The 18,050-nt window shown below is 60.4% G+C and carries 15 protein-coding genes; 9 read left to right on the forward strand and 6 right to left on the reverse strand.

The window, feature by feature from the left end:
* Positions 1-17: 17 nt before the first annotated feature.
* Positions 18-848 (reverse strand): MetQ/NlpA family ABC transporter substrate-binding protein, encoded by an 831-nt coding sequence (locus tag R2E40_RS13940; RefSeq protein WP_016351145.1) that lies wholly within the window; start codon positions 846-848, stop codon positions 18-20.
* A 444-nt stretch (positions 849-1,292) separates the two neighbouring features.
* Here R2E40_RS13940 and R2E40_RS13945 point away from each other — a divergent pair, with 444 nt between their 5' ends.
* The 7 genes from R2E40_RS13945 (at position 1,293) to R2E40_RS13975 (ending at position 9,494) form a co-directional block, all read left to right on the forward strand.
* Entirely contained in the window at positions 1,293-1,655 is a 363-nt protein-coding gene (locus R2E40_RS13945) for a VOC family protein (protein WP_318163648.1), read from the forward strand.
* A 75-nt stretch (positions 1,656-1,730) separates the two neighbouring features.
* Positions 1,731-2,321, forward strand: coding sequence for a HEPN domain-containing protein (locus tag R2E40_RS13950; protein WP_318163649.1), 591 nt, complete (start codon positions 1,731-1,733; stop codon positions 2,319-2,321).
* A gap of 470 nt (positions 2,322-2,791) precedes the next feature.
* Positions 2,792-3,166 (forward strand): hypothetical protein, encoded by a 375-nt coding sequence (locus tag R2E40_RS13955; RefSeq protein WP_318163650.1) that lies wholly within the window; start codon positions 2,792-2,794, stop codon positions 3,164-3,166.
* A gap of 15 nt (positions 3,167-3,181) precedes the next feature.
* Positions 3,182-3,721 carry an isochorismatase family protein gene (locus R2E40_RS13960; protein ID WP_318163651.1) on the forward strand — a complete coding sequence of 180 codons (540 nt, stop codon included), beginning with the start codon at positions 3,182-3,184 and terminating at the stop codon, positions 3,719-3,721.
* A 618-nt stretch (positions 3,722-4,339) separates the two neighbouring features.
* Complete coding sequence (locus R2E40_RS13965) at positions 4,340-6,214, forward strand: S8 family serine peptidase (protein ID WP_318163652.1); 1,875 nt, start codon at positions 4,340-4,342, stop codon at positions 6,212-6,214.
* Positions 6,215-6,231: 17 nt separating this feature from the next.
* Positions 6,232-6,690, forward strand: a complete 459-nt coding sequence (locus tag R2E40_RS13970; protein ID WP_011706502.1) for a serine protease chaperone — start codon at positions 6,232-6,234, stop codon at positions 6,688-6,690.
* Between the two features lie 422 nt (positions 6,691-7,112).
* Positions 7,113-9,494 carry a beta-glucosidase gene (locus R2E40_RS13975; protein WP_318163653.1) on the forward strand — a complete coding sequence of 794 codons (2,382 nt, stop codon included), beginning with the start codon at positions 7,113-7,115 and terminating at the stop codon, positions 9,492-9,494.
* A 95-nt stretch (positions 9,495-9,589) separates the two neighbouring features.
* Here the strand turns inward: R2E40_RS13975 and R2E40_RS13980 are convergent, their stop codons facing one another.
* Both R2E40_RS13980 and ppsA read right to left on the reverse strand, forming a co-directional pair.
* Positions 9,590-10,567, reverse strand: a complete 978-nt coding sequence (locus R2E40_RS13980) for an AraC family transcriptional regulator (RefSeq protein WP_318165559.1) — start codon at positions 10,565-10,567, stop codon at positions 9,590-9,592.
* A 301-nt stretch (positions 10,568-10,868) separates the two neighbouring features.
* Positions 10,869-13,247: a phosphoenolpyruvate synthase gene (gene ppsA, locus R2E40_RS13985; protein WP_318163654.1), complete on the reverse strand. Its 2,379-nt coding sequence runs from the start codon at positions 13,245-13,247 to the stop codon at positions 10,869-10,871.
* 308 nt (positions 13,248-13,555) lie between these two features.
* Here ppsA and R2E40_RS13990 point away from each other — a divergent pair, with 308 nt between their 5' ends.
* Positions 13,556-14,368, forward strand: a complete 813-nt coding sequence (locus tag R2E40_RS13990; protein WP_005302533.1) for a pyruvate, water dikinase regulatory protein — start codon at positions 13,556-13,558, stop codon at positions 14,366-14,368.
* Between the two features lie 89 nt (positions 14,369-14,457).
* Here R2E40_RS13990 and R2E40_RS13995 read toward each other — a convergent pair whose 3' ends face one another.
* On the reverse strand, positions 14,458-14,745 hold the full coding sequence (locus R2E40_RS13995) for a hypothetical protein (RefSeq protein WP_010633583.1): 288 nt from the start codon (positions 14,743-14,745) through the stop codon (positions 14,458-14,460).
* Positions 14,746-15,107: 362 nt separating this feature from the next.
* On the opposite strand from R2E40_RS13995, the gene R2E40_RS14000 reads away from it, so the two are divergent.
* Positions 15,108-16,484, forward strand: coding sequence for an amino acid permease (locus tag R2E40_RS14000; protein WP_318163655.1), 1,377 nt, complete (start codon positions 15,108-15,110; stop codon positions 16,482-16,484).
* Positions 16,485-16,730: 246 nt separating this feature from the next.
* Here the strand turns inward: R2E40_RS14000 and R2E40_RS14005 are convergent, their stop codons facing one another.
* Together R2E40_RS14005 and R2E40_RS14010 are read right to left on the reverse strand one after the other, a co-directional pair.
* Positions 16,731-17,435, reverse strand: a complete 705-nt coding sequence (locus R2E40_RS14005) for an SIMPL domain-containing protein (RefSeq protein ID WP_029300114.1) — start codon at positions 17,433-17,435, stop codon at positions 16,731-16,733.
* Between the two features lie 56 nt (positions 17,436-17,491).
* Entirely contained in the window at positions 17,492-18,049 is a 558-nt protein-coding gene (locus tag R2E40_RS14010; RefSeq protein WP_039213295.1) for a hypothetical protein, read from the reverse strand.
* Position 18,050 lies beyond the last annotated feature (1 nt).

An 18,050-nucleotide genomic window follows, 5' to 3' on the forward strand; every position in this document is an offset into this window, starting at 1 on the left:
CCTGTGACGCTGGCCACTCAGTTGCTGGCGCTCGCGCCTTGCCACCCTTCGGGGTACTTGTAACCGACGAAGCGCTTGGCGGCATAAGCCTTGAAGGCGGCCGAGTTGTAAGCCGCAGCCACATCTTTGGCAAAGGGCTTGTCCGCATCGGCACTTTTTACTACCACCCAGTTGATGAAGTTGTAGCTGCGCTCAAGGAACAGCCCGGAGCTGAAGGGAATGCCGCTTGAGGCGGCAAAGTTGCCGTTGATGACCGAGAAGTCCACGTCTTCGCGCGAGCGGGGCAGTTGAGCCGCCTCCAGCAACACCAGCTTGAGGTTGTGCGGGTTTTTCACCACGTCGAACTCGCTCGCCTTGAGCGGGTTGATCCCCTCCTTCAGGGTCAGCCAGCCCAGATCCTGCAGCATCAGCAGCGCCCGCGCCTGATTGGTGGGGTCGTTCGGAATGGCCACCGTGCTCCCCTCCTTCACCGCCTTCAGCTCTCCCAGCTTGCCGGCATAGAGGCCCATGGGGCCGGTCGGCACCTGGGTGATGGGGGCAAGCGACAGCCCCCGATCCTTGGCAAAGCTCTCCAGATAGGGCTTGTGCTGGAAGCAGTTCACGTCGAGCGAGCCGTCGGCCAGCGCGATATTGGGGGTCACGTAGTCGGTGAACTCCACCAGTTTGACCTGGTAACCCTTGGCTTCGAGCTGCGGCTTGATGGAGTCGGTCACCATGTCGGCAAAATCCCCCACCGTGGTACCGATGACGATCTCCTGTTTGGCCGGATCGGCGGCCAGCGCGGCCAATGGCAGAGTACCGGCCAGCAGGGCCAGGGCGGAAAGGGCAAAGAAGGAACGACGCTGCATAAAAACTCCCTGTAAACATCTCAACGGCTGGCGCGATGGCAGAGTCGTGCTTGAATCACCAAAACCATCTAGCCATCCAAACGGCTAATTAAGCACACCATAACAGAGCCGTTTCTCTTCGCCAAGCAACAAAACCGGGCAAGCTTTACCGGATGGCAGTGAAAGCGGGCACTCAGCGCTGCGGGGTACCCAGAACAAGAAATCTTTGATAAACCACACAGTTATTGCCTGACCCCCTCCCCAAGCGGGCCTCAAGTGACTTATTGTGGTCATTCGGTACCATTTTGCGTCAGGGTGCCAGGTTCGCTGTGTCAGGCTCACCCTGTGGGAGAAGGCGCGCGCTGACAGCGTCATTCAGGCACAGTAGCGGCGATATGAACACCAGCCCCTTATGCTCGCAATTAACAGAGGAGATAGTTTTATTCAGCCAGCCAAGGAGTTGCCGTGATCGATCACGTTGAAATCAAGACAATGCATTTTGCCGACTGCAAGCACTTCTACCAAACCGTGCTCCGCCCACTGCATATGGAACTCAAGTGGGCAGATGACGCTGCTGCCGGTTTTGGTCTGATCGGTTATAACAAGGTGAGCTTTTTGATCGAGAAATTCGACCGAAACACCCCCTGCCATCTTGCCTTCAGCGCCACGACGTCAGCACAAGTCGATGCTTTTCACTTGGCAGGTATGCAAGCGGGCTTTCGCTGTAACGGACAACCGGGACCTCGCATTCACTATTCCCCTGATTATTACGCCGCATTTTTGCTTGATCCAGATGGGAACAATGTAGAGGCCGTGGTACATATTTAATTACTATAAATGTCGATGTTGAGCAGGCCTAAATAGCTTAACCAGACGATAACGTTAAAAATAGGGACAAGGAATATGTCAAAAGCGATTCAAGGATTTGAGTATTCAATTAAAGATGCCGAAGAGCTGCTAGCCCATTTCGACGGTATCAATGCCAATCCCCCACCACCCAGCAGTGAAGTTTTAAAACGCGCAGGTCTGGTAATGGCACTCACTGCTTGGGAAACCTATGTGGAAGATCGGCTGGTTGAGGAAATGCATAAAAAATTAGCCATAGTACAGGGCAGTTACTTGGGTGATTTTATCCTGAAAAAATTACATACAGATTTAAAGTCATTTCATAATCCAACCTCAGATAAAACGAAAAAAATATTTATGGATTATCTTGGATTTGATGTCACAGAGGGGTGGCGCTGGTCGAACTACGAGCCAGATAAAGCGCGCTCAACACTCAATCAATGGATTAAAAAACGTGGTGAAGCTGCGCATCGTTCTAAGCCTATCAGCACTGGCGTACTAGCCCCCCATCTTATAAAACGCGATGAGTTGGAAAAAGTTATCCGATTTATCAGAGATCTGGTTAAATCTACCGACTGTTATATAAATGAAAAAATTGATCTGCACCACGCTGCAGTTTTTGAACGCCAAAACCAGCTTTCAAGCTGATTGAGGAGCCAATAAATGGAGTGGTTAGTTGCTTTAATTATTTTTGTCGTGATAGCTGCCATTTTTGGAAAGCCATCATCTTGCAGTATCTGTGGCCAGTCTATAAAAAAGACATATTATAAATGGACCATCAGTGGAAAGAAGCAGATTCTTTGCCCTAAATGCAATTCACAGATGGAACGAAAAGTTAGCAAAGAGGCGTTTAATCGTCGCTTTGGTTAATAAACAGCCTCTTGTTAACAGGCCAATATTGAGTATTTCAACTGGCGGCCCATCGTTTAACTGTCACAACATTTACAATTTGAATTACTTTATTTTTGACCTGCTCCGTCCCTGCCGGTAGGTTTATGCCTTATCGACACAGTGCCGTGACTCATATTTTATACGTCACCTTGTCAGTCGCGAACGACATGGAGGGTTCGCAAACTCACCAGCAGGGAGCAAGACCACGCCATATTCAAGGAGTATTCATGACCCCCAAACAACATCTGCTCGCCAAGGCCATCTTTATCGTTGCGACCATGCTCTCCCTCGCCATGATTGCATTCGTTGCCTGGGCCGTCGTCACGGTCAGTCCGCTCCACCCGGCTGACATGGCGCCGTCGCAGAGTCTCAGCCTTGGCCTGGCAATCGCCATCGCCCTGTTTGTGCTCGCCTTCAACTATGTGGCCTACCGCGGGCTCACCGAACAGGTGACGGCCTTCAAGGTGGTCTTCTGGTGCTTCGTCGCCCTGCAGTTGTTCGCCTTTCCGATCGGTACCGTCATCGCGCTGACCCTCATCTATCTGTGGAACCAGTCGCGCGCATCCCTCGCCCGCCCACTCGGCGCCACTGTCTCACTCTGATCCGGGAGAATATCCATGCTGACCACCACGAACACCGGCCTGCTGGTCGTCGATATTCAGGGCAAACTGGCCCGTCTGGTCGAGGGGAGCGACGCCCTGATCGCCAACACCGCCAGACTGGTGGCGGGGGCCAGACTGCTGGGCCTGCCGGTTGTCTGGCTGGAGCAAAACCCGGACAAGCTCGGGGCTACCGTGCCCGAGCTGCAGTTGATGCAGGCAGGCGATCTTGTGCTGCCCAAGCACAGCTTCGGCGCCCTGGGGGAATCGGCGCTGGCCAACGCCCTCGCCCGCCAGGGCGTCAGCCACTGGCTGGTGTGCGGCATCGAGGCCCATATCTGCATCTACCAGACGGTACAGGGACTGCTGGACGCGGGCAGCCAGGTGTCGCTGGTGGTGGATGCGGTGTCGTCGCGCAGCGCCGCCAACCGGGAGCTCGCCATCCACAAGCTGGCGGCGCACGGGGCCGAACTCACCTCGGTGGAGATGTGCCTCTACGAGCTACTAGGCGATTGCCGCCATCCGGCCTTTCGATCCATTCTGGCGTTGATCAAATAGCCCTCCTGCCGGATGGCCTCTCCATCCGGTCATCCGACGTTTCGCGCCATATTGCTGGTGCTGATCAAATCAGCCCTCCTGTCGACCGGCCTCACCATCCAGCCTTTCGCGCAATATTGCTGGCGCTGATCAAATCAGCCCTCCTGTCGACCGGCCTCACCATCCAGCCTTTCGCGCAATATTGCTGGCGCTGATCAAATAGCCTCCCCTGCCGACCAGCGACTTCATCCCACACGGCGCCATTGGCGCCGTGTGGCTTGCCTGCACTGACCCTCACTCTGTTTTCGATCTCGGCAGCCCCCGCCAGCACGGGGCGCCTCCCATTTCGCGCCGCTCCGCCCGTCCCCTTTCGCACCGGCTTGTCCCGCCAAACGTTAATGAACAGTTACTAATAGGTTGATCTACAAAGATAAATATCAACATCAGCCAGCTGAGAAAAGTTCTCAATACACCACATAAAAGGATTCACAGGAACCCCCAGATGGTCTGTAAAATATTTGTTGTGGGATTTTTTTGAGCCTTATCTCAGAATCAAAACGAGTGCTTTTTGACTCTGTTTTTCCCGTGTATAGATGCCAGTCGCACCCAGGACGGTGCGATATAAGATGGAGTTTATTAATGAGAAAAACATCGTTAGCGTTGGCAATCTCGGCCCTGCTCTCGGCCCTGCCCATCGCTTCAGTTCAGGCGAGTGAGAGTTGCACCCCATTGACCGGCAAGGAAGTCGGCCTCGATACCGGCCGCAGCAGCGCAGCACGCTGCCTGCCCGGCATCAACCCGCTGCAGGATCAGCAGTGGCACCTGCTCAACAGCGGCCAGAATGCCTTCAGCTCCCGCGGCGGCGTGGCAGGCAACGACCTCAACCTCTGGTGGGCACATCGCACCGGCGTGCAGGGTCAGGGCATCAACGTGGCCGTGGTGGATGACGGCCTGGCCATCGCCCACCCGGACTTGGCCGACAATGTACGCCCCGGTTCGAAGAACGTGGTCACCGGCAGCAGCGACCCCACCCCGACCGATCCGGACAGTGCCCACGGCACCTCGGTCTCTGGCCTGATCGGGGCGGTTGACAATAGCATCGGCACTCTGGGGGTGGCCCCCCGCGTCCAGCTGCAGGGGTTCAACCTGTTGGATGAGCGCAGCAAGCAGCTGCAGAAAGACTGGATCTATGCGCTGGGCGGCAGCACTGCCACCGCCGACAACCGGGTCTTCAACCAGAGCTACGGCATGAGCCTGGTGGATCCGCAAAGCGCCAGCGGGCTGGATCAGGTTCAGCTCGATCGCCTGTTCGAGCAGCAGACCCAGCAGGCGCAGGGCGCGGCCTACATCAAGGCGGCAGGCAACGGCTTCAACCGCATCGCAGCGGGCGACTACATGTTCAGCCGCACCGGCGTCCTGCCCAAGCTGCCGTTCGAGAACAGCAACATAGACCCCTCCAACAGCAACTTCTGGAACCTGGTGGTGAGCGCCATCAACGCCGACGGAGTGCGTTCTTCCTACTCCAGCGTCGGCAGCAACGTCTTCCTGAGCGCCCCCGGCGGGGAGTACGGTACCGATGCGCCGGCCATGGTGACCACGGATCTGCCCGGCTGCGACATGGGCTACAACCGCACCGACGATCCCAGCACCAACCGGCTGCACAACAACCCGCAGCTGGATGCCACTTGCGACTATAACGGCGTGATGAACGGCACCTCGTCGGCCACCCCCAACACCTCGGGCGCCATGGCGCTGCTGATGTCCGCCTATCCGGATCTGTCGGTGCGGGATCTGCGCGATCTGCTGGCCCGCAACGCCACCCGCATCGATGCCGGCCAGCAGCCGGTCCAGGTCAGCTATACCGCCGCCAACGGTCAACCCCGCCAGGTCACCGGCCTGGAAGGGTGGGAGCGCAACGCCGCCGGCCTCTGGTACAGCCCCACCTATGGCTTTGGTCTCATCGACGTGAACAAGGCCCTGACCGCCGCCGCCAACCACACCCCGCTGCCGCCGCTGGTGCAGTTGCCGGCTCAGAAGGTCACCGTACCGCGCAGTGAAGGGAGCATCGCGGATGTGGGCAGCAGTGCCACCCGCTCCAGCACCCAGGTGGCGCAAGCCTTGACCGTGGAAGCGGTCCAGGTCACGGTGAGCCTGGATCATCAGCGCCTGCCCGACCTGCTGATCGAGCTGGTCTCCCCGTCCGGCACTCGCAGCGTGCTGCTCAACCCCAACAACAGCCTGGTAGGGCAATCCCTCGACCGGCAGCAGCTGGGTTACGTGCGCACCAAGGGGCTGCGCGACATGCGCATGCTCTCCCACAAGTTCTATGGCGAAGCGGCCCAGGGCGAGTGGCGACTGGAGGTGACCGACGTCTCCAACAGCAGCCGCCAGCTGACGCTGGTTGACCTCAACACCAACCGCCGCAGCACCCTGACCGAGCGCAACAACAGCCAGCCGGGTCAACTGCTCAACTGGTCCCTGCGGGTGATCGGCCACGATGCCGCCCGCTCATGATCACAAGGAGTCACAAGATGAAACACAGCTTACTCGGCCTGGCCCTGGCCGGCCTCCTGGCTTCGGCCGGCGTGCACGCCGCCGATGAGTCGGTGGTGATCGACGGCAAGCAGTACCGCACCATCGAGGTGAACGGTCAGACCTACCTCACCCCGGACAACGGCAGCAAGCAGCGGGTCGCCCGCAGCGCGGACGGCAAAGCGCCCCGGCAAACCCTGCGCAGCGGCGACGTGCTGCTGCAAGGGGTGGCCAGCCCACAGCTCACCGCCAGCGGCACCCTGCTGGTGGAAGCCGATGACAACCAGGCCAGCGCGCTGGCCAGCCGCCACGGCCTGCGCTTCAAGCAGAGCAGCGGCGGTATCGCCCTGCTGGAAGCCAAGCCGGGCACCGATCTGAACGCCGTCGCCACGGCGCTCAAGCAGGAGGGGGTCAAGGTGCAGATTGAACTCGCCGGGGCCCTCAAACAGCCCAAGTGAGCCGTCCCGGGCCCTTGCCCGGGCATATCAGCTGACCTTCGAGGGGGCCGCCGGCCCCCTCGCGTGTTGCGCGCGGTCATCCTCAGTGGCCATCAGGCCACCCGTTTTTTCCGCATATACCCTGCCCTTCTCCCCTCTTGCCACCTTCCACCCTTGGTTTGGCACCGCCTTTCGATGCGACCTCGCTCACAACTCGGCCCCTTTGCTCCCGCCGGCACATTTCTCGCTCCCCCGGGGCAAGGCGGCCCTCGCCCGGCTTGTTAACCTGCCTGCAGCCAAACGCCAGCCCACGGGTCCGTTCGGCCTTCCTTGCGATATCCAATGGCAGCCGCCAGCAGAGCGGCCCAGCCCGGGTGGATGCCTTCCACCCGGTGTCGATATCTCCTTTTTATTTTTATTCAGACAGTTACGAGGACGTCTTCATGCCTATCACCACAAAATTGAAAGCGGTTTCACTGGGCGTCAGCCTGGCGCTGGCCGGCCTGCTGGTCGGTTGCAACCAAAATGACTCGGATCCCCTGGTCAAGGACGATGCCTATTACCGCGGCCAGGCCGAGGCCATGGTGGCCAAGCTGACCCTCGGCGAGAAGCTGGACCTGCTCTCCGGCCCCGGTTACGGCAGTGCCAACGGCGCCATCAACGTCAAACAGGACGTGCCCGGCGTGGCGGGTTACATCAACGGCGTGCTGCGCAGCGCGGACGGCATCGACATTCCGGCCCTCAAACTGGCCGACGGGCCGGCCGGGGTGCGGATCAACGCCAACCGCGACGGTGACAGCGCCAGCTACTACGCCACCGCCTGGCCCATCGGCTCGCTGCTCGCCTCCAGCTGGGACGTCAAGCTGGTCAAGGCCGTCGGCGAAGCCATGGGGGACGAGGTGCGCCAGTACGGGGTCGACATCCTGCTGGCTCCGGGCATGAACATCCAGCGCAACCCGCTCAATGGCCGCAACTTCGAGTACTACTCGGAAGACCCTCTGCTCACCGGCAAAATCGGCGCCGCCATGGTCAACGGGGTGGAGAGCAACGGGGTAGGCACCACCATCAAGCACTACTTTGGCAACAACTCCGAGACAAACCGCAACCAGATCAACGACATCGGCGAACCGAGAACCTTCCGCGAGATCTACCTGCGCGGCTTCCAGATAGCGGTGGACGAGGCCCAACCCTGGGCGGTGATGACCTCCTACAACAAGGTCAACGGCACCTATGTCAACGAGCGCAGGGATGCGGTGACCGACCTGCTGCGCGGCGAGTGGAAGTTCGACGGCCTGGTGATGTCCGACTGGTTTGCTGGCGACGTGGCCAACAACGCCTACAAGCAGGTGCTGGCGGGGCAGGATTTGATCGAGCCGGGCAACGTCAAGGAGCAGTTGCAGCAATCCATCGAGCACGGCGATCTCGACGAGGCCAAGGTGAACGAGGCCGCCATCCACATTCTGACCCAGGTGATGAAGAGCCCCTCCTACAGCCAGCTGGCCATCAGCAACAGCCCGGATCTGACCGCCCACGCCAAACTGGCCCGTCAGGCCGGCGCCGAGAGCATGGTGCTGCTGCGCAACGACGCCGCGGCCCTGCCGCTGGCGGCAAGCAGCACCCTGGCCAGTTTTGGCATCAACCAGATCAACACCTACAAGGGTGGCACCGGCAGCGGGGATGTGAACGCCGCCAGCACCACCACCATCGCGCAGGGACTGGCGGCACGCTTCCCGGTCAACGAGGCGTTGCAGAGCTACTACCGCGATTTTTACGAGAACAACAAGGTCTATCACGAGGGGCAATTTGGCGCCAAGGGCTACTACACCTGCGCCGAGGCGCCGATCAGCGGCGATCTGGCGACCCTGATCGCCAGTGCGGCCGCCACCCAGCAAGCCGCCGTCATCAGCATCGGCCGCCAGGCCGGGGAAGGGGCGGATCGCAGCAGCGGCAAGGGGGACTATCTGCTCGGTGATGACGAGCGCGCCCTCATCGACGCGGTGAGCAGCGCCTTCCACGCCCAGGGCAAGAAGGTGGTGGTGGTGCTCAACGTCAACGGCGTCATCGACACCGCCCAGTGGAGCGACAAGGTGGATGGCATCCTGCTGGCCTACATGGCTGGCCAGGAGACCGGCCACGCGGTGGCCGACGTGCTCTCCGGCGCGGTCAACCCGAGCGGCAAGCTGGCCCAGAGCTTCCCGCACAGCTACGCCAGCGTACCCTCCGCCAGCACCTTCCCGGGCGAGGACACCGACGGGGACGGCGAACCGGACGATCTCTACTACAACGAGGGGATCTACGTGGGCTATCGCTACTACAGCACCTTCGAGCAGGCGGTCTCCTACCCGTTCGGCTTCGGTCTCTCCTACACCAGCTTCAGCTACACCAGCCCCGCCATCGCCAGCAATACCCTGGAGGGTGGCAGCGCCGGCAGCCTGGTGCTGACCGCCACCATCACCAACACCGGTGCCGTGGCAGGCAAGGAGGCGGCCCAGGTCTATGTGAGCGCCCCCGAGGTCAAGCTGAAGAAACCGCTCATCGAGCTCAAGGCCTTTGCCAAGACGGCGCAACTGGCACCGGGGGCCAGCGAACAGCTGAGCTTCACCATTCCGGCCAGCATCCTCGCCAGCTTCGATGAGGCCAGCAACCAGTGGATCGTGGAGCCGGGTCGCTACAGCGCCTACATCAGCCCCTCGTCGGATGTCTTTGCCAGCACGCCGGTCAGCTTCACGGTGAGCAAGGAGATAGTGGTGAGCAACACCACGCCGGGGGCACTGGCACTGCCGGCCGGGGTGGATCCCGCCAGCGTCACCACCATCACCCGCTAACAGGGGCAGGCACGGCCGGGCACCCAGCCCGGCCTTGCCCGAACATTGCCCAACAATGACCCGACCACGGGACCGGCCTTGCGCCGGTCCCGTTGTTATTGGCGGGCGTTGCGATAGGCCAGCGGCGTCATCCGGGTGTTGGCCTTGAAGAAGCGGTTGAAGGCACTCTGGGACGAGAAGCCGACCCGATCGCTGATGTTCTGCAGCGGTTGATCCCCCTCGCCCAGCAAGCGGCAGGCTTCGCTCACCCTCGCTTCCCTGAGCAGGGTCGAGAAGCTGCTCCCCTCCCCCTGCAATTTGCGATTGAGGGTCCAGCGGCTGACATTCATGGCCGCGCACACCTCCTTGAGCAGGCTCTCGTCGCTCTCCAGCTCTCCTTCCCGGATCTTGTGGCGGATCCGCTCCCCCACCAGATAGGCAAAGGGAGCCCGCTCGGCGATGTCGGCACAGATCTGTGCCAGCTGAACCTGTTGCAGATGACCCAGCGGCTCGTTGTAGCAGTGGCTTGGGCAGTCGAGTTGGGCATTGTCGATGGTCAGGGTGTTTTCCCCCTGCTCCCAGCGGCAACGGGTGGCGAAGAAGTGATCCAGCAGCTGATGGCGCGGTGGCGGCCGCCCCGTGAAGCCCACCAAGACCCGGGGATCCGCCAGATAGACCCGCAAAATCCGGTAGAGCATGATGAAGTTGGGGATGGCTTGACTCGCCCCCAGGCTGGCAGGCCCCTGATTGACATACAGGTATTGGCTGGCCTGCGTCCCCCGCCGTACCCGCAGCTCGTCACAACTGCCGATGATGGGGCGATAGGCCAACAGCACCTCGAGCGCCGCCCGCGGCGAGGGCTGGTTCAGACACAGGCTGATGAGGGGTGGATAGTGCTGGTAGAGCTGGCCGATGTCGTAGGAGAGAATGGTTTCGTGAAAACTGGCCAGATAGGGCTGCATCAGTTGCAGCATCCGGTAGTGGCTGTGGGCCGGCAGCCGGCCCTGCTCCCGCTCGATGTCGAACGACGTGAGGCCGCCCGCCATCAGGATGGCATCGGGATCGCCCCCCTGCTGCTGGCAGGCTCCCAGCATTCGTCTGATCACCTGATTTGATACGCTCTGTGACATCTGCCGTCCTGGCCTCCGTGCTGACAGGAAACTGCTCGTGATCCCCCGGCCCGCCACTGACGGTAGGCCTGCCACCCCGTGCGGCGGGCTGGCGGGACCATTATGGGGCGGTTGCAAAGCGAGCAGATGTAACGGAGTGTAAAAGCACGCGCCAGCGCGCCATTTTGGGCAGATGTGGCCGCCATATCGGACCAGTAGCGTCAGGTTCAGCCATGAAAAATGGCGCCCGTGGGCGCCATTTTGGTGGGGGGGTGTGCAGCCTGCGTCAGTTCGCCTTGTGCTGCTCGGCCAGATAGAGCCAGGTGTCGACCACGGTATCCGGGTTGAGGGACACCGAGTCGATGCCCTGCTCGACCAGCCAGGCGGCGAAGTCCGGGTGATCGGATGGCCCCTGGCCGCAGATCCCCACGTACTTGCCCGCCTTGCGGGCGGCGGCAATGGCCATCGCCAGCAGCGCCTTGACCGCCTCGTTGCGCTCGTCGAACAGGTGGGCGATAAGCCCCGAGTCCCTATCAAGTCCGAGCGTCAGCTGGGTCATGTCGTTGGATCCGATGGAGAAGCCGTCCACGTGCTCGAGGAACTTGTCTGCCAGGAGAGCGTTGCTCGGGATCTCGCACATCATGATCACCTTGAGCCCCCGCTCGCCACGGCGCAGACCGTTCTCGGCCAGGATGTCGATCACCTGCTCTGCCTCGCCTACGGTGCGCACGAAGGGGATCATCACCTCGACGTTGGTCAGCCCCATGACATCACGCACCCGCTTGATCGCCTCGCACTCGAGGGCAAAACAGGGGCGGAAGCTGTCGGCGATGTAGCGCGACGCACCGCGGAAACCGATCATCGGGTTCTCTTCGTGAGGCTCATAACCACGGCCGCCCACCAGGTTGGCGTACTCGTTGGACTTGAAGTCCGACATTCGCACGATCACCCGCTCCGGCCAAAAGGCGGCGGCCAGGGTGGCGATGCCCTCAGTCAGCTTGGCGACGTAGAACTCACGCGGGCTCTCGTAGCCGGCAATCATCTTGCCGATGGTGGCCTTGAGCTCGGGGCTCTGCTGGTCGAACTCTAGCAGCGCCTTGGGGTGCACCCCGATCATCCGGTTGATGATGAACTCGAGGCGGGCCAGCCCGACGCCGGCATTCGGCAGCTGGGCGAAGTCGAATGCCCTGTCCGGGTTGCCGACGTTCATCATGATCTTGATGGGCAGGCGCGGCATGTTGCCCACCTCGGTCACCGCCACGTCGAAGTCGAGTTCGCCGTCGTAGATGAAACCGGTATCCCCTTCCGCACAGGAGACGGTAATGAGTTGACCCGGTTCAATACGCTTGGTGGCATCACCGCAACCCACCACCGCCGGAATGCCCAGTTCGCGAGCGATGATGGCGGCGTGACAGGTGCGCCCACCCCGGTTGGTGACGATGGCGGAGGCCCGCTTCATGATGGGCTCCCAGTCCGGGTCGGTCATGTCGGTGACCAGCACGTCGCCGGGCTGCACTTCGTCCATCTGGCTGATGGAGGAGATGACCCGCGCCGGGCCCGCCCCGATCTTGTGGCCGATGGCGCGCCCCTCGATCAGCACCTTGCCCGCTTGCTTGAGGGCGAAGCGCTCGAGGGTGTTGGCCTCCTGGCGGCTGCGCACAGTTTCCGGGCGAGCCTGCACGATGTAGAGCTTGCCATCCTGCCCGTCCTTGGCCCACTCGATGTCCATCGGCCGGCCATAGTGCTGCTCGATGATGAGGGCCTGCTTGGCCAGCTCCATCACCTCGGCATCCGTGATGCAGAAGCGGCTGCGCTCAGCCTCGCTGGTGTCGACGATCTGCACCTGGCGGCCGTGGCTGGCATCGCCGGAATAGGTCATCTTGATGAGCTTGGAGCCGAGAGTCTTGCGCACCACCGCCGGGCGTCCTGCCTTGAGGGTCGGTTTGTGCACGTAGAACTCGTCGGGGTTGACCGCACCCTGTACCACCATCTCGCCAAGTCCCTGGGCGCCGGTGATGAACACCACGTCGTTGAAACCCGACTCGGTATCCAGGGTGAACATGACGCCGGAGGCGGCGAGATCCGAGCGCACCATGCGCTGGATCCCGGCCGACAGGGCGACGCCCTTGTGGTCATAGCCCTGATGCACCCGATAGGAGATGGCGCGATCGTTGAACAGTGAAGCAAACACATGCTTGACGGCAATCATGACGGCGTCGATGCCGCGCACGTTGAGGAAGGTCTCCTGCTGGCCGGCAAAGGAGGCATCCGGCATGTCCTCGGCAGTGGCGGAGGAGCGCACCGCAAAGGATGCGTCAAGCCCACCGCTGAGCTTGTCGTAGGCAACCCGGATCGCCTGTTCCAGCGCGCTCTGGAACGGGGCTTCGATCACCCAGTCACGGATCTGCTGGCCGGCCCGGTTGAGGGCGGCGATGTCGTCCACATCCAGGCTGTCGAGCAGGTCGTGGATCTTGCCGTTGAGGCCGCTTGACTCCAGAAACTCGTTAAACGCAAAGGCGGTGGTGGCAAACCCGCCCGGCACCGACACGCCGGCACCAGAGAGGTTGCTGATCATCTCGCCAAGGGATGCATTTTTGCCGCCAACTCGTTCTACGTCCTGCATTCCGAGTTGCTCGTACCAGAGTACGTACTGTTGCACTTGCATGTCTCCAGGTTGGTGGGCACTGTGCCGCCATGGCACCTTGTGCGCCAGTTTATGTGCGTTATTGTCTGTTTCTACTGTTGCCAACGACCATGAAAACGTTTTCTACTTATTGTCAAAAAAATCCCCGAGCAAGATTTGGGGATGGTCGAATGACACAGACATTCTACAATGCCAACACAAAAAGGTAACGACTCAGGTTTGCAAGCCACTTCACAACTTGGGCACGGCAGACCGGTTGACAAAAACGATATGGTTTCGAGAGATACTTCTTGCTTGCCAGCTCGCCGACCCCCTCACAGGAGCCCCCAGTGCACACCGTATTTTATGTTTCAGACGGCACCGCCATCACCGCCGAAGTGTTCGGCCACGCCGTGTTGAGCCAGTTTCCGCTGGCCTTCGAGCAGATCACCATCCCCTTTGTCGAAACCCTGGAGAAGGCACGCCAGGTACGGATGCGCATCGACGAGCAGTTCCGCCAGACCGGGGTACGCCCCATTTTGTTCCACACCATCGTCGATCATCAGGTGCGCGAGGAGGTGCTCAAGGCCCAGGCCAGCAGCCACGACTTTCTCAACACCTTCGTCAGCCCGCTGGAACACGAGCTCGGGGTGAAGGCCGAACCCAGGCTGCACCGCACCCACGGCATGGAGAACCGCAAGCTCTATGACGATCGCATCGAGGCAGTCAACTTCGCGCTGGCCAACGACGATGGCATCACCACCAAGGAGTATGAGGAGGCCGACATCATCCTGATCGGGGTCTCCCGCTGCGGCAAGACGCCGACCAGCCTCTATCTGGCGCTGCAGTTCGGCATTCGCGCCGCCAACTACCCCTTCATCGAGCAGGACATGGGAGTCCTGGATCTGCCGGCTGCCCTCAAGGCCAATCGCCACAAGCTGTTCGGCCTCACCATCGCCCCCCAGCGGCTGCACGAAATCCGCAACCAGCGCCGCGCCAACAGCCGCTACTCCTCGCTGGAGCAGTGCGAACAGGAGCTGGCCTGCGTCGAGCGGCTGTTTCGCCAGGAGGCGATCCGCTTCCTCGACACCAGTTCCCACTCAGTGGAGGAGATCAGCGCCAAGATCCTCGAGGCCACCGGCCTGCGCCGTCAGCTTTATTGAGAAGCCTGCCCGCTGGCAAGCTGACGACACGGCAAACGCCAATAAAAAAGCGCCGGATACAACCGTATCCGGCGCTTGTCGACTGGACCTTAGCGGGGCTGGGAGCCCGGGCGGTTCAGCTCTTTGTTGTTCATCAGCATGGCGTAGAAGTTGAGCACACCGTGACGCCGGCGTACCCGCTCGGTCAGCCAGAGGGCCGGTAGCAGGCCGATGGCACCGGCGATCAACAAGACCGTCCGCAAGTGCATCACCAGATAATCATCACCCTGTACGGCCCACACCAGCAGACACCCCGCCGCCATGGTCAGCAACAGGGGCGAAAGCCACACGGTGAGCCACAGCGCGACGGCCAGCAAACTGCCAATAATACGTTGCATGAAGTGCATCCTTGTTGCAAACGAGGCTTCATAAAACAGGAATTGCCGACAGAGTCAACCAAACCGCACTCAATTGCTCACAATGCAACCAACCACTTCCCCACCAGCTTCACCGCTCTCTAAAAACCTGCCTTTCGCCGAAAAAACCAGCGAATGATGAGGAAAACAGGTGCATCCGCGATGGATTATCACTATTCTGCTTCCGTTGGTAGTCGCCATAAAAAACAGAAAGCGACTCACTGTAACGAAATAAATACGGATTTCGTCACGCTTCAGGCACGCTTTGCCGTGCACGGTCACATGGAGTGACCCGACGGACGAGATGACAGACGAATGACTTCAGAAGACGTAAGGAAGGAAGAATGGATCTTCAACAAAACGGCGAGGAGCTGAAACGCGGTTTGAAAAACCGCCATATCCAGCTCATCGCACTGGGCGGCGCCATCGGCACCGGCCTGTTTCTCGGCATTGCCCAGACCATCAAGATGGCGGGCCCCTCTGTGCTGCTTGGCTATGCCATCGGTGGTTTTATCGCCTTCCTGATCATGCGCCAGCTGGGCGAGATGGTGGTGGAAGAGCCGGTAGCCGGCTCCTTCAGCCACTTCGCCTACAAATACTGGGGTGACTTCGCCGGCTTTGCCTCCGGCTGGAACTACTGGGTGCTCTACGTGCTGGTGAGCATGGCCGAGCTGACCGCGGTGGGTATTTATGTCCAGTACTGGTGGTCCGAGATCCCGACCTGGATGTCGGCGGCCTTCTTCTTCGTGTTGATCAACGCCATCAACCTCTCCAACGTCAAGGCGTTTGGCGAGATGGAATTCTGGTTCGCCATCATCAAGGTGGTGGCCATCATCGGCATGATCGGCTTTGGCGGCTACCTGCTGGCCAGCGGCAACGGCGGCCCGGACGCCAGCGTCAGCAACCTGTGGGCCCAGGGCGGTTTCTTCCCCAACGGCATCAGCGGTCTGGTGATGGCGATGGCGGTGATCATGTTCTCGTTCGGCGGGCTCGAGCTGGTCGGCATCACGGCTGCCGAAGCCGACAATCCCGAGAAGAGCATTCCCAAGGCCACCAATCAGGTGATCTACCGGATCCTCATCTTCTACATCGGCGCCCTGGCCGTGCTGATGTCCCTCTACCCCTGGGGCAAGGTGGTGGAAGGTGGCAGTCCCTTCGTCATGATCTTCCACGCACTGGACAGCAATCTGGTGGCCACCGTGCTCAACATGGTGGTACTGACCGCGGCCCTGTCGGTTTACAACAGCTGTGTCTACTGCAACAGCCGCATGCTGTTTGGTCTGGCCAAACAGGGCAACGGCCCGCGCAGCCTGCTCAAGACCAACAAGAGCGGGGTGCCGGTGGTGGCCATCTCCGTCTCCGCCGCGGCAACCCTGCTGTGCGTACTCATCAACTACCTGATGCCGGGCAAGGCGTTCGAGCTGTTGATGGCACTGGTGGTCTCCGCCCTGGTCATCAACTGGGCCATGATAAGCCTCGCGCACCTGAAGTTTCGCAAGAGCAAGCAGGCCGAAGGCGTGGTTCCCAAGTTCAAGGCGTTCTGGTATCCGTTCGGCAATTACCTCTGCCTCGCCTTCATGGCCGGCATCCTGGTCATCATGTACCTGACCCCGGGCATCCAGATCTCGGTACTGCTCATCCCGGTCTGGATCATCGTGCTGGCCATCGGCTATCAATTCAAGCAGAAGCGCCAGGCTCGCGTCGCGGCCAACCTGGGCTGATGGCAGCAGCCTCATCGCCCCTCAAAAGCCGGTCACTGACCGGCTTTTTTCTACCCGGATATTCCCCTGCAAGCAGGCACCACCCGCCTCCCCTCTTCAGTCCACCATGACCCTGTGAGCACGAGCTCAGCAAGCGGCCATCGCCAGCCCTCTCTCTTTGGCAAGCATCCTTGCGCGTCTAAAAACAACAAGCCCGAGACTGAGCGCTCGGGCTTGTTGCAGAAAGGCAGGTAGAAAACTGCAGGATTATTCCAGCAGGAAGACGGCTTCCACGTTGTCCGTGATGGTGATCTGCTGTTGTTGGTAGCTGTTTTCCATCATGTCGGCGGCAGGTGCCATGGCGGCAGCCTTGAGGGCCCGACTGTAGATCGGCATGGGGCTATTGTTGCGGTACTCGACGCTGTAAACCTTGCCGAGTTTCATGCCAAACGCCTTGGCCAGAGACTCAGCCTTGGTTTTGGCATCTTCAACCGCTCCGAGGCGCGCCTGCTCCTTGATGGTTTGCGGCGCCTTGAGCCCGTACTCAATCTGGGACACGGATTCCAGCCCTGCCTTGAGTGCGGTGTCCATCAGCTCGCTCAGCTTGTCGAGTTGATAGAGTTTGACCGCAAGCTGGCGCTGGGCACGGTAGCCCACCAGTTCCGGCTTCTTGTTCTGCGGATACTGGTATTCCGGAGAGATCACCAGATTGCCCGCCTCAACGTCGCTGCGCTTGATGCCCAGCCCTTCCAGCTGGCCAAAGAAGGCGGCAACCTTGCCATCCACCTGCTGCTTGGCCTTGATGCCCTGTTTTTCCAGCGCCGTCACGGAGACATTCAGCGTCAGCATGTCGGGCTCGGCTTTTTGCTCGGCATAACCGCTCACCACCAGATGGGGGGCTTGCGGCACTTCAAGGGCAAACAGGGGGGCACTGATAACCAGGGCAGACAGGGTAAGCAGGGGACGCCACATAAAAAAAGACCTCAATCTATTGGAGTGAGGTCATTATGCCCGTCGTCGAATGGGATTCATATATCGTGCAACGGCGGGATCTGATCCAGCACCTGATTGGTCATATCGATATTGATGCTGATCTCGCCACCCGGCAGCCCCTGATGAGCTGCAGCCAGTGGCGTGGCGCTGCGGGAACCCAGCAGCACATCATCATCAAAATGGAAGGAGTCCCACGACAGAACATGTCCGGCCAGCGGAGCTACCGGCTCTGTCATCGTGGTAGTCACCAGGGGGGCACAGTCGATGTTGTCGGAGTGGCCGAGCAGATCCTGCAGGCATACATCGCTCAAACTCTGCAACGTATACTCCTGCTGCCCCTGTTCATGACCGACCAACACCATCATGTGGGGTGGCGCTGCATCGACGGCTGGCGTGAATGAGATAGTAGCCGCCGCAAAGTCCACATTCAGTGAACCAGCAACCTCGCCATCATCGCTCTCCAGATCCAGCGCATCAATCCGATCACCCGCCATCGTGGCATGATAGCCAAACTGGCCGGTACAGGTAATGCTGCCCTGCCCGTCCCAGCTATAGCGAATGCCATCGATATCAACCCAATTAAATGACTGCATG

It is taken from the genome of Aeromonas sp. CD, from assembly GCF_033349375.1.
Lineage (GTDB): Bacteria > Pseudomonadota > Gammaproteobacteria > Enterobacterales > Aeromonadaceae > Aeromonas > Aeromonas hydrophila.

Bases quoted from the DNA above. Each gene is read 5' to 3' on its own strand.
- R2E40_RS13940 (WP_016351145.1), bottom strand. From the start codon at position 848: ATGCAGCGTCGTTCCTTCTTTGCCCTTTCCGCCCTGGCCCTGCTGGCC.
- R2E40_RS13950 (WP_318163649.1), top strand. From the start codon at position 1,731: ATGTCAAAAGCGATTCAAGGATTTGAGTATTCAATTAAAGATGCCGAA.
- R2E40_RS13955 (WP_318163650.1), top strand. From the start codon at position 2,792: ATGACCCCCAAACAACATCTGCTCGCCAAGGCCATCTTTATCGTTGCG.
- R2E40_RS13960 (WP_318163651.1), top strand. From the start codon at position 3,182: ATGCTGACCACCACGAACACCGGCCTGCTGGTCGTCGATATTCAGGGC.
- R2E40_RS13965 (WP_318163652.1), top strand. From the start codon at position 4,340: ATGAGAAAAACATCGTTAGCGTTGGCAATCTCGGCCCTGCTCTCGGCC.
- R2E40_RS13970 (WP_011706502.1), top strand. From the start codon at position 6,232: ATGAAACACAGCTTACTCGGCCTGGCCCTGGCCGGCCTCCTGGCTTCG.
- R2E40_RS13975 (WP_318163653.1), top strand. From the start codon at position 7,113: ATGCCTATCACCACAAAATTGAAAGCGGTTTCACTGGGCGTCAGCCTG.
- R2E40_RS13980 (WP_318165559.1), bottom strand. From the start codon at position 10,567: ATGCTGGGAGCCTGCCAGCAGCAGGGGGGCGATCCCGATGCCATCCTG.
- ppsA (WP_318163654.1), bottom strand. From the start codon at position 13,247: ATGCAAGTGCAACAGTACGTACTCTGGTACGAGCAACTCGGAATGCAG.
- R2E40_RS13995 (WP_010633583.1), bottom strand. From the start codon at position 14,745: ATGCAACGTATTATTGGCAGTTTGCTGGCCGTCGCGCTGTGGCTCACC.
- R2E40_RS14000 (WP_318163655.1), top strand. From the start codon at position 15,108: ATGGATCTTCAACAAAACGGCGAGGAGCTGAAACGCGGTTTGAAAAAC.
- R2E40_RS14005 (WP_029300114.1), bottom strand. From the start codon at position 17,435: ATGTGGCGTCCCCTGCTTACCCTGTCTGCCCTGGTTATCAGTGCCCCC.
- R2E40_RS14010 (WP_039213295.1), bottom strand. From the start codon at position 18,049: ATGCAGTCATTTAATTGGGTTGATATCGATGGCATTCGCTATAGCTGG.